Source organism: Alphaproteobacteria bacterium (genome assembly GCA_041396705.1).
Taxonomy (GTDB): domain Bacteria; phylum Pseudomonadota; class Alphaproteobacteria; order CALKHQ01; family CALKHQ01; genus CALKHQ01.
Window position 1 is genome coordinate 677,167 of the sequence record JAWKYB010000002.1, and the last position, 13,483, is coordinate 690,649.

11 protein-coding genes are annotated in these 13,483 nt (G+C 70.2%); all 11 read left to right on the forward strand.

Annotated elements, in window-relative coordinates; genetic code table 11:
* Positions 1-20: 20 nt before the first annotated feature.
* A complete protein-coding gene (gene tssC, locus R3F55_03145; protein MEZ5666428.1) occupies positions 21-1,457 on the forward strand; it encodes a type VI secretion system contractile sheath large subunit in 1,437 nt (478 codons plus the stop codon).
* A gap of 38 nt (positions 1,458-1,495) precedes the next feature.
* Positions 1,496-1,987 (forward strand): type VI secretion system baseplate subunit TssE, encoded by a 492-nt coding sequence (gene tssE, locus R3F55_03150; GenBank protein ID MEZ5666429.1) that lies wholly within the window; start codon positions 1,496-1,498, stop codon positions 1,985-1,987.
* On the forward strand, positions 1,980-3,797 hold the full coding sequence (gene tssF / locus R3F55_03155; GenBank protein MEZ5666430.1) for a type VI secretion system baseplate subunit TssF: 1,818 nt from the start codon (positions 1,980-1,982) through the stop codon (positions 3,795-3,797). Before tssE ends, tssF begins: the two co-directional genes overlap by 8 nt.
* The gene (gene tssG / locus R3F55_03160; GenBank protein MEZ5666431.1) at positions 3,761-4,876 is read left to right on the forward strand and encodes a type VI secretion system baseplate subunit TssG; all 1,116 of its coding nucleotides are present in this window, start codon (positions 3,761-3,763) and stop codon (positions 4,874-4,876) included. The genes tssF and tssG overlap by 37 nt, the downstream gene beginning before the upstream one ends.
* 289 nt (positions 4,877-5,165) lie before the next feature.
* The gene (locus R3F55_03165; protein ID MEZ5666432.1) at positions 5,166-5,648 is read left to right on the forward strand and encodes a type VI secretion system tube protein Hcp; all 483 of its coding nucleotides are present in this window, start codon (positions 5,166-5,168) and stop codon (positions 5,646-5,648) included.
* 117 nt (positions 5,649-5,765) lie between these two features.
* Entirely contained in the window at positions 5,766-7,778 is a 2,013-nt protein-coding gene (tssI, locus tag R3F55_03170) for a type VI secretion system tip protein TssI/VgrG (protein ID MEZ5666433.1), read from the forward strand.
* Positions 7,779-7,783: 5 nt separating this feature from the next.
* Positions 7,784-8,380, forward strand: a complete 597-nt coding sequence (locus R3F55_03175; GenBank protein ID MEZ5666434.1) for a hypothetical protein — start codon at positions 7,784-7,786, stop codon at positions 8,378-8,380.
* An 82-nt stretch (positions 8,381-8,462) separates the two neighbouring features.
* Entirely contained in the window at positions 8,463-10,103 is a 1,641-nt protein-coding gene (tagH, locus tag R3F55_03180) for a type VI secretion system-associated FHA domain protein TagH (protein ID MEZ5666435.1), read from the forward strand.
* A 138-nt stretch (positions 10,104-10,241) separates the two neighbouring features.
* A complete protein-coding gene (tssJ, locus tag R3F55_03185) occupies positions 10,242-10,727 on the forward strand; it encodes a type VI secretion system lipoprotein TssJ (GenBank protein MEZ5666436.1) in 486 nt (161 codons plus the stop codon).
* Positions 10,728-10,797: 70 nt separating this feature from the next.
* On the forward strand, positions 10,798-12,132 hold the full coding sequence (gene tssK / locus R3F55_03190) for a type VI secretion system baseplate subunit TssK (GenBank protein MEZ5666437.1): 1,335 nt from the start codon (positions 10,798-10,800) through the stop codon (positions 12,130-12,132).
* A gap of 3 nt (positions 12,133-12,135) precedes the next feature.
* Entirely contained in the window at positions 12,136-13,479 is a 1,344-nt protein-coding gene (icmH, locus tag R3F55_03195; protein MEZ5666438.1) for a type IVB secretion system protein IcmH/DotU, read from the forward strand.
* Positions 13,480-13,483: the final 4 nt, after the last annotated feature.

A 13,483-nucleotide genomic window follows, 5' to 3' on the forward strand; every position in this document is an offset into this window, starting at 1 on the left:
GCCCGCGCGCACGGCGGCCGATGAATGCTGTAACCGGCCGCCGCGCGGACGCCGCCTTCGGCGCCTATGTGTTCCGCGCATTGGAGAGGGCCCTGGCCAACGGCCGGGGCCCTTTGCGCGAGCGGCTCGTTGGCGCGCTGGAGCTGGCGATCGCCCTGATCGACGAGCTGGTGCAGGACCAGCTCAACGCCGTGCTGCACAACCCCCGCTTCCAGCGCCTGGAGGCGACCTGGCGCGGGGTGCGCTACCTCGCCGGCCAGCTGTTGCCGAAGGACAACGTCAAGATCCGCGTGCTCAACATCCGCTGGCGCGACATCTGCCGCGACATCGAGCGGGCGATCGAGTTCGACCAGGCGGCGCTGTTCCAGCTGATCTACGACCAGGAGTTCGGCATCGCCGGCGGCGAGCCCTACGGCCTGCTGGTGGTCGACCACGAGGTGCAGCACAGCCCGAGCGCCGACCATCCGACCGACGACATCTCGGCCCTGAAAGGCCTGGCGCAGATCGCCGCGGCGGCGTTCGCGCCGTGCATCCTGGGCTGCGCGCCGGCGCTGCTGGAGGTCGACCGCTTCACCGGCATCGGCGCGACCACCGGTTTCACGGGCGTGTTCCGCAAGCCGGTCTACGCGCGCTGGCGCGCGATGCAGGAATCCGAGGACGCCCGCTTCGTCGGGCTGACCCTGCCGCACGTGCTGATGCGCCTGCCCTACACCGATGCCGGTCGCGCGCGCGACCGGTTCCGCTTTCGCGAGGACGTCAGCGACCCCACCGGCGACGCCTATCTGTGGGGCAGCGCCGGCTTCGCCTTCGCCGGCATCGTGATCCGCGCGTTCCAGCGCTATCGCTGGTTCGCCGACATCCGCGGCGCCCGGCGCGATTCGCTCAGCGGCGGCCTGGTCACCGACCTGCCGGTGCACTGCTTCGCCACCGACCGCGACGGCGTCGCCATCCGCATCTCGACCGATGTCGCGCTGACCGAGACCCAGGAGATCGGCCTTAGCGACGCCGGGATCATTCCGCTTATGAAATGCAAGGACACCGACTATTCGGCGTTCTACGGCAACCCGTCGCTGCAGCACTATCGCGAGTACAAGGACGCCGCCGCCAAGGTCAACGCCCGGCTGTCGTCGATGCTGCAGTACGTGCTGTGCGTTTCCCGCTTCGCCCACTACGTCAAGGTGATCGGCCGCGACAAGGTCGGCTCGTTCGCCACCCCGGAGGACTGCCAGGCTCATATCGAGCGCTGGCTGCGCAACTATATCGACGCCAGCCCCGACGCTTCGGACGAGCAGCGCGCCCGCTATCCGCTGCGCTCCGCCAGGGTGTCGGTGGTGGAGCGGCCGGGCCGGCCGGGCGACTATGTCGCCACCGTGCACCTGCAGCCGCACTTCCAGCTCGACCAGCTGATCTCGGCCTTCGAGCTGGTCACCGAGGTCAGCGCGCGGCGGGCGGCATGACCGGCGCCCGCGCGACAGGGCCGGAGGCGTGAAGCCCGATGGCCCGTGACACCGCCCAGCCGCGGCTGCTGCTGTCGGTGCTCGACCGGCTGCTGATCGAGACCGAAATGACCTCGATCCGCGACAGCGAGCGCTATACGGTCGACCATCTGCGCCAGGCGGTCGGCCGCGACCTCGAGCTGCTGCTGAACACCCGCCAGCGCTGCCTGCCGCTGCCCGATGGCATGAGCGAGCTGCCGCGCTCGGTGGTCAACTACGGCATTCCCGATTTCGCCGGCGCCAACCTGGCGCGCGAAGCGGAGAGCCGGCAATTGCGCCGCGACGTGGAGGAGGCGATCCGGCGCTTCGAGCCGCGGCTGCGCGACGTCAAGGTCGAGCTGCTGGAGCCGGGCGAGAGCCTCGACCGTTCGTTGCGCTTGCGTATCGACGCCACGGTCGAGGCGGAGCCGTTTCCCGAGCACGTGGTCTACGACTCCGTGCTGGAGCCGGTCACACGGACCTTTGCGGTGACGAGCGTGCTCGATGTCTGACCGGCTGCTCGACTTCTACAACCGCGAGCTCTCGTTCATCCGGCAGATGGGCGAGTCCTTCGCGCGCCAGCATCCGGGCATCGCCGGCCACCTGCGGATGAGCGGCACCACGGTCGAGGACCCGCACGTCTCGCGGCTGATCGAGGCGTTCGCGCTGCTCAACGCCCGCACCCGGCTGAAGCTCGAGGACGACTTCCCGGAGCTGACCCAGTCGCTGCTCGATCTGCTGTACCCGCACTATCTGGCGCCGATCCCGTCGATGGCGATCGCGCGGCTGCGCGCCGATCCGGCGGCCGAGGGCGTCGCCAGCGTGAAGCGGATGACCGAGGTCGACACCGAGCCGGTCGCCGGCGAGACCTGCCGCTTCCGCACCTGCTTCGACACCGACGTCTGGCCGGTCGAGCTGACCGCGGTGCAGTTCAGCGGCAGCCCGGTGGTGGCGCCGGCAAACCGGCAGGCGCCGAACGCCGAGGGCGCGCTGCGGATCACGCTGCGCTGCATGAACGAGCAGGCGACGTTCAGCGACCTGCAGCCGGACCGGCTGCGCTTCTTCATCAGCGCCCAGCCGCAGATCGCCTATCTGCTCTACGAGCTGATCTTCAACCACACCCAGTCGGTCGCCTTCGCCGACGGGCCGGCGGACACCGAGCCGGTGATCGTCGACAAGTCGGTGATCGAGCCGGTCGGCTTCGGGCCGGACCAGGGCATGCTGCCCTATCCGGCCCGCTCCTTCGCCGGCTACCGACTGCTGACCGAGTTCTTCGCCTTCCCCGAGAAGTTCCTGTTCTTCGACATCGCCGGCTTCGACGCGAAGACGCTGATCGGCGCCGGGCGTACGCTGGAGCTGTTCCTGTATTTCGACCGCAGCGCCACCGAGCTGGAGCGCGGCGTCTCCGCCGATGCCCTCACCCTCGGCTGCACGCCGATCGTCAACCTGTTCCGGCAGCGTGCCGACCCGGTGCGGCTGACCCACAGCCAGAGCGAATACCGCGTGGTGCCGGATGCGCGCCGGCCGCGCGGGACCGAGGTCTATTCGGTGGACAACGTCAGCGGGCGCACCGCCGAGGGCGACGCCGTCGCGTTCGAGCCGTTCTTCGCGCTGCGCCACAGCCATGAGGACAGCGCCGGCAGGCGCTACTGGCATGCCCGCCGCTCGGCCGCGGTCGGCGACATCCCGGGCACGCAGACCCACCTCGCCTTCGTCGACCTCGACTTCAACCCCAATATCGCCCACGACCTCATCGTCTCGATCGAGACCACCTGCCTCAACCGCAACCTGCCCGACGACCTGCCGTTCGGCGGCGGCCACCCGGAGCTGCGCTTCGTCGAGCCCAACGCGGCGGTGGCCGGCATCGTCTGCGTCACCGCGCCGACATCGACGCTGCGGCTGAATTTCGGCGAGGCGGGCTATGTCCGGCTGATGTCGCACCTGGCGCTGAACCACCTCTCGCTGACCGGCGACGAGGCCGCGGCGACGCTGCGCGAGATCCTGACGCTGTACGATTTCCGCGACGCGCCGGAGACACGGGCGGTGATCGGCGGCATCGTCGAGGTGTCGACGCGGCCGACGGCCGCGCGTGCGCCGGGCGCCATCGTCGGCGCCATCTGCCGGGGGCTGGAGGTGAGCGTCACCTTCGACCCGTCGCGCTTCTCCGGCAGCGGCATGTTCCTGATGGCCAGCGTGCTGGAGCGCTTCTTCGCGCTCTATGCCTCGGCCAACTCGTTCACCCAGTTCGTCGCCCGGGTCAGGGGACGCAAGGGCCCGATGAAGAAATGGCCACCGCGCGCCGGTCAGCGACAGATTCTGTAGCCGATCGGCTGCACCACGAACCCGAGCGGTTCGCGCTGTTCCAGGCGGTGCGTCTGCTGGAGCAGGCGGCGCGCGTGGGCGCCGCCGCGCCGCCGTCGGCCGACCGCCCGGTCGGCCAGGACGCGCGGCCGGACAGCGAAGTGGTGCGGTTCCGCGCCGCCACCGGGCTCGCCTTTCCGGCCGGCGAGCTGCAGCGGATCGCCCTGGCGCCGGACCAGGAGCCGGCCGAAGGCGACGAGGCGCTGACGCAGACCGCGATCCGCCGCCGTGTCGGCCCGCAGCAGCCCGAGCTGTCGGTCAACCTGATGGGCCTGACCGGGCCGAGCGGCGTGCTGCCCCAGGGCTATTCCGAGATCCTGGTCCGGGCGCTGCGCGAACGCAGCGGCGCGATGCGCGACTTCTTCGACATGTTCAACCACCGCGCCATCGCGCTGTTCTACCGGGCGTGGGTGAAGTACCGGATGCCGTTCTCGTTCGAGCGGCACGGCGGGCGCGGCGACGACGGCGTCACCCAGTTCCTGGCCGGGCTGGTCGGGCTCGGTCACGGGCGGGCACGGCGCCGGCACGCCGCCGCCGACGAGGCGTTCTTCCACTACGCCGGGCTCTATGCCCACTGGCCGCGTTCGGTCAGCGGGCTGGAGGCGATGCTGACCGACTATCTGGACCGGCCGGTCGTCGCCGACCAGTTCTGCGGCCAGTGGCTGAAGCTGCCGGCGGAGGTGCAGACCCGGCTGGCCGGCCCGGGCAGCCCGGTGGAATCGAACTGCCAGCTCGGCGTTTCCGCGATGGCCGGCAGCCGCGCCTGGGACGTGCAGGGCACCATCCGGCTGCGCATCGGGCCGGTGCGCGGCCGGCTGTTCGAGGACCTGCTGCCCGGCGGCACCGCCTTCGCGCGCCTGCGCGACCTGGTGAGGATGTATCTGGGCCTGGAATATGCCTGCCGCCTGCAGCTGACCGTCGCGCGCGACGAGGCTCCGCCGGCCGCCCTGGACGGCCGCACCCGGCTGGGCCTGAACGGCTGGCTGATCGCCCATGCACCCAAGGCGGACCTCAAAGATGCCGAATTCGCGCTGGTGTGACGGCCGGCACAGCGAAGCGGGGTGAAGGCACGCCATGTCTAGGGACGTTAAGTCGCTGTGAATGAAATCCGGTTCACAAACAACGGTATCGTTCGGGACTGGAACCCGTGTATAAAGCGTCCGCACCGGCTGCCGCTCCCCGCGGCAAGGATGGTGCCGGGTCGCGACGGACGGCGTTTGCAGCGGACGTGTCAGCAGTCGGCCTGCCGAGCCAGGTATCAAAGCGCGAAACAGGCCAGTCGCAACAACATCTGGAACCGCGCCCCTGCGGTGAGCATGGAGTAGACCTATGGCGATCTACATGAAGCTTGGCGACAAGATCAAAGGCAACGTCACGGCGGAAGGGTTCAAGGACCAGATCGAGCTGCACTCGCTGCAGTGGGGCGTGGGACGCGGCATCTCGACCCCGGTCGGATCGTCGGCCAACCGCGAGGCTTCGGCGCCGTCGATCAGCGAGGTGACGGTCTCCAAGGAACTCGACAACGCTTCGGCCCAGCTGTTCACCGAGGCGACCACCGGCAAGGCCGACCAGGGTCTGAAGTGCGAGATCACCATCGTCAAGACCGGCGACAAGCTGGAAGAGATCGCCAAGTTCACGCTGGAGAACACCATGATCAGCGGCTATTCGCTGAGCAGCGGCGGCGACCGGCCCTCGGAATCGCTCAGCCTCAACTTCACCAAGGTCGAGTACAAGGTCACCCCGACGCAGCCGGACGGCAAGGCCGGCGACCCGGTGACCTCCTCGTTCAACCTGGCCACCGGCAAGGCCTGATTCGCGCCAAGGTCCCGGCCGGCCTCGCGTGCGGGGCCGGCCGCCTCTCTCCGGCAGGCGCGACGGGCACGGCAGCCGTGACCCTCGGCCGGCCAAGCCGTGCAGGGGCTCCGGCCATTGGCTGACCAGATCACTCAGGACGAACGCCGCCTTTCCGTCGAATCGCCGCTCGGCGCGGACGTACTGCTGATCTCCGGGTTCAGCGGGACGGAGGGCCTGTCGCAGCTGTTCGATTTCCGGCTCGACCTGCTCTCGGCGACGACCGACATCACGCCCGACAAGCTGCTCGGCAAGTCGGTGACCGTGAAGATCGACCGCCCCGGCGGCGACCCGCGCTATTTCAACGGCGTCGTCCGCCGGTTCGCGCCCGGCGCGATGGGCGCGCGCGGCCTGCGCAGCTATGTCGCCGACATCGTGCCGACGCTGTGGCTGCTGACCCAGACGGCCGACCACAAGATCTTCCAGGAGAAGACCGCCAAGGACATCATCGAGGATGTGCTGAAAGGCCACGACGTGACCAACTACCGGTTCGGCGTGATCAAGGAGAGCCATCCGACCCGCGAATACTGCGTCCAGTACGGCGAGACCGCCTTCGCCTTCGTCCAGCGGCTGATGGAGGAGGAAGGCATCTTCTTCTTCATCGAGCACAAGCAGGGCGAGCACACCATCGTCATCGCCGACGACAAGGCCGCCTATGTCGACTGCGCCGACGCGCAGGTCGAGCTGACCGGCGACGCCATGCTCAGCAACGCCGTCAGCCAGTGGCAGCCCAACTACCGCTTCCAGACCGGCAAGTGGACCCAGCGCGACTTCGACTTCGAGCAGCCCGGCACGGTCAAGGACCTGCAGACCGAACAGGCCACCGGCATCTCGATCTCGGCCTTCTCCAGCTACGAGCGCTTCCAGTATCCGGGGCTCTACGTCAAGAAGACCGACGGCACGCTGCTGACCCGCCTGCAGATGGAGACCGTCGAGGCAGGGTATCACGTGGTCGACGGCGCCAGCGACCTGGCCAGCTTCGTGCCCGGCGCGAAGATCAAGGTGAAGAACGATCCCGACGGCGCCGACAGCAGCTATGTGCTGACGGCGGTCAGCCACACCGCCAGCGGCGGCTCGCTGCAGGCCGGCGGCGGCGGTGGCGAGAGCTATGCCAACGGCTTCAGCTGCATTCCGGCGGACGTCGTGTTCCGCCCGCCGCGGCTGACCCCGAAGCCGATGGTGCACGGCCCGCAGACCGCCATCGTCGTCGGCCAGTCGGGGCAGGAGATCTTCTGCGACAAGTACGGCCGCATCAAGGTGCAGTTCCACTGGGACCGCTACGGCAAGTCCGACGAGAACAGCTCGTGCTGGATCCGCGTCGCCCAGGCCTGGGCCGGCGCCAAGTGGGGCACCATCTTCACCCCGCGCGTCGGCATGGAGGTGGTGGTCGAGTTCCTGGACGGCGACCCGGACCGGCCGCTGGTCACCGGCTGCGTCTACAACGGCGACAACGGCGTGCCCTACACGCTGGCCGACAACAAGACGCAGTCGGGCGTGCTGACCCGCAGCTCCACCGGCGGCGCGGCCGCGAACGCCAACGAGCTGCGGTTCGAGGACAAGAAGGGCTCGGAGGAGGTCTTCTTCCACGCCGAGAAGGACTTCAAGCGCGAGGTCGAGAACGACGACACGCTGACCGTCGACCACGACCGCAAGAAGACGATCAAGAACGACGAGACCATCGAGGTGCAGGGCAACCGCACCGACACGGTGAAGAAGGACGAGACAGTCACCATCGAGGGCAACCGCACCAAGACGGTCAAGAAGGACGACACGCTGACCGTGGACGCCGACCGCAGCGCGACCGTCAAGGGCAAGGACACGACGACCGTCACCGGCGACACCACGGTCACCGTCAGCAGCGGCAACTTCTCGCTGCAGGCGTCGGCCGGCCAGGTAACGATCGAGGCGGCGCAGTCGATCGAGTTGAAGGTGGGCGGGAACAGCGTCAAGATCGACCCGTCCGGCGTGACGATCAACGGCACCATGGTCAAGGCCTCCGGCTCGGCCTCCGTCACCGTCGAGGGCTCCATGACCAAGGTCGCCGGCAGCGGCATGCTGCAGCTGCAGGGCGGCCTGGTGAAGGTAAACTGACCGCGATGCACGTCGACATCGGCCCGCTGAAGAAGATCGTCGCGCCGTCGGCCGACCCGTTGCTGGCGCCGGCGCATCTGGGGGCAGAGGCACAGGCGCTGGCCAGGCCGGGCATGACCGTGCGCGACCTGCTGGCCGCCCTGGCCGAGGCCGACCTGCTGACCGATGCGCTGCGGCTGCTGGCCTATGCGCTGCCGCGGCGCGAAGCGGTGTGGTGGGCGTGCCAATGCGCCCGCCAGGCCCAGCCGGCCCAGCCGCTGGCGCCGGACATGGAGATCATCCAGGCCAGCGAGGCCTGGGTCTATCGGCCGCACGACAAGAGCCGGCGCGCGGCGATGGACCTGGCGATGCAGACGGAATTCGACCGCGCCGCCCACTGGACAGCGGCGGCGGCGTTCTGGAGCGGCGGCAGCATCGCCCCGCCGGAGGCGCCGCCGGTCGAGCCGGCGGAGACGCTGACCGGCAATGCCGTCGTCGGCGCGGTGCTGCTGGCGGCGGTGCAGCCGGATGCCGACGACGCCGATCGCAAGCGCCACCGCTTCCTGCTGCAGGCGCTCGACATCGCCGAGGGCGGCGACGGCCGCAAGGTGGCCGCCGGGTGAGGCGTTGCCCGGTCGCATCCTGCGCCCGATCGGCTATAGTGTCGGGCAGACCGCTGCCGATGCGCAGGATTTCGAGGCGGACATGAGCTTGCGACTGACCATCACCAACCCGCCCCGGGTGCCGCCGGGATTCGACCAGTCGGTCACGCTGCAGGGCGGGTCGGTCCGCATCGGGCGCGCGCCGGACAACGACCTGGTGCTGGCCGACCCGGGCCGCACCCTGTCGAAGTACCACTGCACCGTCACCGCGGCCGGCGGCGGCTACACGCTGACCGACACCAGTTCCAACGGCGTGTTCGTCAACGGGTCGGCGCAGCGCACCCCGCGCGACCAGCCGGTGCCGGTGTCGCCGGGCGATGTGCTGCAGCTCGGCGACTACGAGCTCAGGCTCGACCCCGTCGGCCCGCAGGCGGCGGCCGCGCCGCCCTTTGCCGCGCAGCCCCGGGCGGCCGCGCCCATTCCGGCCGACGACGATGCCGACGACCCGTTCCTGCCGCCGCTGCCCGACGAGCCCGACACGCGCAAGGAGGTGGAGTTCGACCTCGGCTTCGCGCTCGGCGACGACGACGCGGACGACGGCCTCGGCGTTTCCGGCGCCAATCCGTTCGCCGACGCCGCCCGGCTGCTGCGCGAGACCCAGGTCGGCCGACGCCGGGCGTTCGACACCCTGGGCGACGCGCTGGATGCGCCGGGCGGCGGCGAATCGCTGTTGCCGCACGGTCCGGAGGGCACGCTCTACGCCAAGCCCTCGCCGGGCCGCGTCTCGCTGAACCCGTTCGCGGCCGACGATCACGGCGACGACTGGGATGCGCCGCCGGTCCCCGACGATGTGCCGGCGCCGTCGGCCGGGTTCGCGCCGCCGCGGGTGGCCCCCGCGCCACCGCCGCCGCCGCCACGGGCGCCGCAGCCGGCCGCGCCGGCCGCCGGCGGCGCAAACCTGATCCCGGACGATTGGGACGACGAGGGCGACGATTTCGCCCCCGCGCCGGACGACACCCAGGCCGGCTCCCCGTTCTTCGCCGCACCGCCGCCGGCCGCACCGGCGCCGGCATCGCCACCGCCGTCGGTCGACCCGTTCCGCGCCGCGGCCCCGGTCGCGCCGCCGCCGCCGCCGGCCCCGGCCATGGCGGGCGAGGGTGCGGCCGATGCCCTGCGGGCCTTCCTGCAGGGCGCCGGGATGGGTTCGCTGCGGGTCTCGGAGGCGGAGACGGCCGCCATGCTGTACGAGGCCGGCCGCGTGTTCCGGGCGATGGTCGCCGGCCTGCAGGAGGCGCTGGCCACCCGCGCCGAGATCAAGGAGGAGCTGGACGTCTCGCGCACCATGATCGGCGCGACCAGCAACAACCCGCTGAAGCTCGGCCTGTCGCTGGAGGAAGGCATCGTCGCACTGCTGCGCCGGCCCGGCGGCGGCTTCCTCGCGCCGCAGGATGCGGTCGAGCTGGGCTTCCGCGACGTCCAGGCCCACCAGGTGGCGACGATGGCGGCAATGCACCTGGCGCTGCGCCGGCTGCTGGCCAAGTTCGATCCGCAGGCATTGTCGCGCCGGCTAGAAGAGACGTCGGTGCTGAACAGTCTATTGCCGGGGGCACGCAAGTCGAAATATTGGGAAGTGTATTGCGATTTCTACGCCTCGATTGCCGGCGATGCCGAGTCGGAGTTCCACGAGTTCTTTACAAAGGAGTTTTCGCAAGCGTATGAAGAGCAGTCCCGCAAGCTGAAATAACGGTAAGAACCGATCGTCGTGCGCTTGAGCAGGTTACATCATCCGGCGCCGCCGCCCCTGCGGGCCGCGGTCCGCGGGCCGGGTCGGAAACCTGCACCGCAGACGTCGCGCCCGTGGGCGGCCGCGCTGGCCGGGGCCATGGCGCTTGCCGTCGCCGGCTGCGCCGACGACCCGGCTGAAGGACCGCCGCCGACCGCGGTCACCCTCAGCGTCGAAGCCTCGCCCTTCCTCAACCCGGACCGCACCAACCGGCCGTCGCCGGTGGTGGTGGTGATCTACGGGCTGACCGACGATGCCGCCTTCAACAATGGCGGCTATTACGAGCTGTTCGAGCAGGACCAGCAGACGCTGGGCGAGGCGATCAAGACCAAGCAGCAGTTCATCATCGCCCCGGGCGACATCAAGGATGTCGAGCTTGCGCTCGACCCGGCGGCGACGTTCCTGGCGGTGCTCGCCGCCTTCCGCGACATCGACAACGCCAAGTTCAGCGCCAGCGTGCCGCTGACGCCGAGCCAGGCGGTCGAGATCCAGGTCAAGCTGCAGAGCAACGAAGTCGTCCTGATCGCGCCGGAACCGCCGGTGGTCAGCGAGGACGGGGAAGAGCAATCCGATGAAAGTCAGTAATATCAACGCGATTCGGTCCCGGGCGCTGACAGCGCGTCCGGCCGGCACAGGCTGAGGCGGGAACAACCGGATGTCGTGGGACAACAAGGTCGTCTGGTCGGAGGGCATGTTCCTTCGCCCGCAGCACTTCCAGCAGCACGATCGCTATGTCGAGCACCTGGTGCGCGGGCGCACCGCGGGCATCGCGCCCTATCGCTGGGGCATCTCCGAGCTGGCGGTGAACCGGCAACTGCTGGAGACCGGCGGCTTCGCGGTCAGCGTCTGCCGCGGCGTGCTGCCCGACGGCACGCCGTTCAGCATCCCGGAGGACACCGATCATCCGGTGCCGCTGGAGCCGTCGGAGAACGTGCGCGACCGCATCGTCTATCTGTGCCTGCCGGTGCGCCAGCCGGGCGGCTACGACTTCGCCGGCAAGTCCAACGTCGACGCCATCACCCGCTACCGCTCGTCGGCGTTCCAGGCGACCGACGCCGTGGTCGGCTCCGAGGCGGTGGCGGAACTCGAGATCGGCAAGCTCGACCTGACCTACGCCCTGCACGGGGCGGAGACCGCCGGCTACGTCCGCATCGGGCTGGCCCGCATCCAGGAGGTCGGCGCCGACCGCAAGATCAAGCTCGACGAGAGCTACATTCCGCCCTGCCTGGACTGCGCCACCTCGTCGATGCTGGCCGGCTACATCACCGAGCTGCAGGGCCTGCTGCACCAGCGCGGCGCGGCGCTGGCCGGCCGGGTGGCGGAGGCCGGCGGCAAGGCGACGGGCGAGATCGCCGACTTCCTGTTCCTGCTGCTGGTCAACCGCAGCCTGCCGCTGGTCAGCCACCTGGCCGCCTGCGCCGACCTGCACCCGGAGACGCTGTACCAGGCCCTGGTGGCGATGGCCGGCGAGATGGCCACCTTCACCGAGGCGTCGAAGCGGCCGCCGGAGTTCCCGGCCTACGACCACGAGAACCTGCAGGCTACGTTCCAGCCGGTGGTCACCGCGCTGCGCCGGTCGCTCAGCGCGGTGCTGGAGCAGACGGCGATTCCGATCCCGCTGCAGGAGCGCAAATACGGCATCCGCGTCGGCCAGATCGCCGACCGCAGCCTGCTGACCTCGGCCAGCTTCGTGCTGGCCGTGCGTGCCGACGCGCCGTCGCAGGACATCCGCCGCCATTTCCCGGCCCAGGTGAAGATCGGCCCGGTCGAGCAGATCCGCAACCTGGTCAACGCGGCCCTGCCCGGCATCACGGTGCGGCCGTTGCCGGTTGCGCCGCGGCAGATCCCGTTCAGCGCCGGCGTCACCTATTTCGAGCTCGACCGTACCGGCCAGTTCTGGAAGCAGCTCGGCCAGTCCGGCGGGCTGGCAATCCACCTGGCCGGCGACTTCCCGAAGGCCGAGCTCGAACTGTGGGCGATCCGTGGCTAGCCGATGAGCAGCGACGACCCCTTCGCCGACCACGGCGAGACGGAATCGACCGTCATCCGGCCCAGCCCGGGCGGGCGGCGGGCGGCCGAGCGGCTGCGCGCGGCACAACCGACCGCGCCGCCGCTGGCGCGGATGCCCGGCATCAACCCGCTGGTCACCGAGGCCTCGCCGCTGCTCGGCCTGATCAACCGCATCCGCAACACGGTGCGGCACGACGACGTCGACCAGCTGCGCCAGCTGGTGATCCAGGAGATCAAGCAGTTCACCCGCCGCGCCATCGCCGCCGGCATCGAGCCGAAGGTGGTCGGCGCCGGCCAGTACGCGCTGTGCGCCACCGTCGACGACGTGGTGCAGAACACGCCCTGGGGCAGCGCCAGCAACTGGTCGCGGCGCGGCATGGTCACCACCTTCCACCGCGAGGCCTGGGGCGGCGACCGCTTCTATACCCTGCTCGACTACATGCAGCGCGATCAGGAGCGCAACCAGCCGGCGCTGGAGTTGATGTACCTGTGCCTGGCGCTGGGGTTCGAGGGCCGCCTGCGCGTGCTGCCCAACGGCGCGTCCGAGCTGGCGCGCATCCGCGACGCGCTGCACCGGCTGATCCGGCGGCGCCGCGGCGACTATGAGCGGGCGCTGTCGCCGCACTGGATGGGCGTCACCACCACCCGGCGCGGCACCAAGGCGGTGGTGCCGCTGTGGGTGGCGGCGCTGATCGGCCTGGCGATCGCGGCCATCGTCTATCTCGGGCTGCGCTTCTGGCTGAACACCGACAGCGACGGCACCTTCCGCGACCTGTTCCGGCTGCCGCCGCAGGGCGAGGTCACGCTGGTGCGGCCGGAACGGACCGAGCCGGCCCCGGCGCAGAGTGCGCTGGACACCGCCGCGGCCACGCCGCCGCCGCCCGGCAACTACGACATCCTCAACGACTTCCTGCGCCCGCAGCCGGGCGGGCCGATCGAGCTGCTCGGCGACAACCAGCGGGTGATCGTGCGCATCGGCACCGACGGCATGTTCGGCAGCGGCAGCGCCACCATCGCCGAGAGCTTCGAGCCGACGCTGGGCGAGGTCGCCGGCGGGCTGGAGAAGGTGACCGGTACCATCCGCGTCATCGGCCATACCGACAACGTGCCGATCAGCAACCTGCGCTTCGCCTCCAACGTCGAGCTCTCCGAGGCGCGGGCCGAGGCGGTGGTGCAGGTGCTGTCGCGGTTCATGGACGGCACCGAGCTGGAGGCGATCGGCCTGGCCGACGCCGATCCGGTGGTCGACTGCAGCGCGCGCAGCTGCACGGCGAGCGAGCTCGCCAAGAACCGCCGGGTCGACATCGAAGTCGTGGCGCCGCGGTAGCCGC

Coding starts and splice junctions, on each gene's coding strand:
- tssJ (MEZ5666436.1), top strand. CDS start 10,242: ATGGCGCTTGCCGTCGCCGGCTGCGCCGACGACCCGGCTGAAGGACCG.
- tssE (MEZ5666429.1), top strand. CDS start 1,496: ATGGCCCGTGACACCGCCCAGCCGCGGCTGCTGCTGTCGGTGCTCGAC.
- icmH (MEZ5666438.1), top strand. CDS start 12,136: ATGAGCAGCGACGACCCCTTCGCCGACCACGGCGAGACGGAATCGACC.
- R3F55_03175 (MEZ5666434.1), top strand. CDS start 7,784: ATGCACGTCGACATCGGCCCGCTGAAGAAGATCGTCGCGCCGTCGGCC.
- tssC (MEZ5666428.1), top strand. CDS start 21: ATGAATGCTGTAACCGGCCGCCGCGCGGACGCCGCCTTCGGCGCCTAT.
- tagH (MEZ5666435.1), top strand. CDS start 8,463: ATGAGCTTGCGACTGACCATCACCAACCCGCCCCGGGTGCCGCCGGGA.
- R3F55_03165 (MEZ5666432.1), top strand. CDS start 5,166: ATGGCGATCTACATGAAGCTTGGCGACAAGATCAAAGGCAACGTCACG.
- tssK (MEZ5666437.1), top strand. CDS start 10,798: ATGTCGTGGGACAACAAGGTCGTCTGGTCGGAGGGCATGTTCCTTCGC.
- tssF (MEZ5666430.1), top strand. CDS start 1,980: ATGTCTGACCGGCTGCTCGACTTCTACAACCGCGAGCTCTCGTTCATC.
- tssG (MEZ5666431.1), top strand. CDS start 3,761: ATGGCCACCGCGCGCCGGTCAGCGACAGATTCTGTAGCCGATCGGCTG.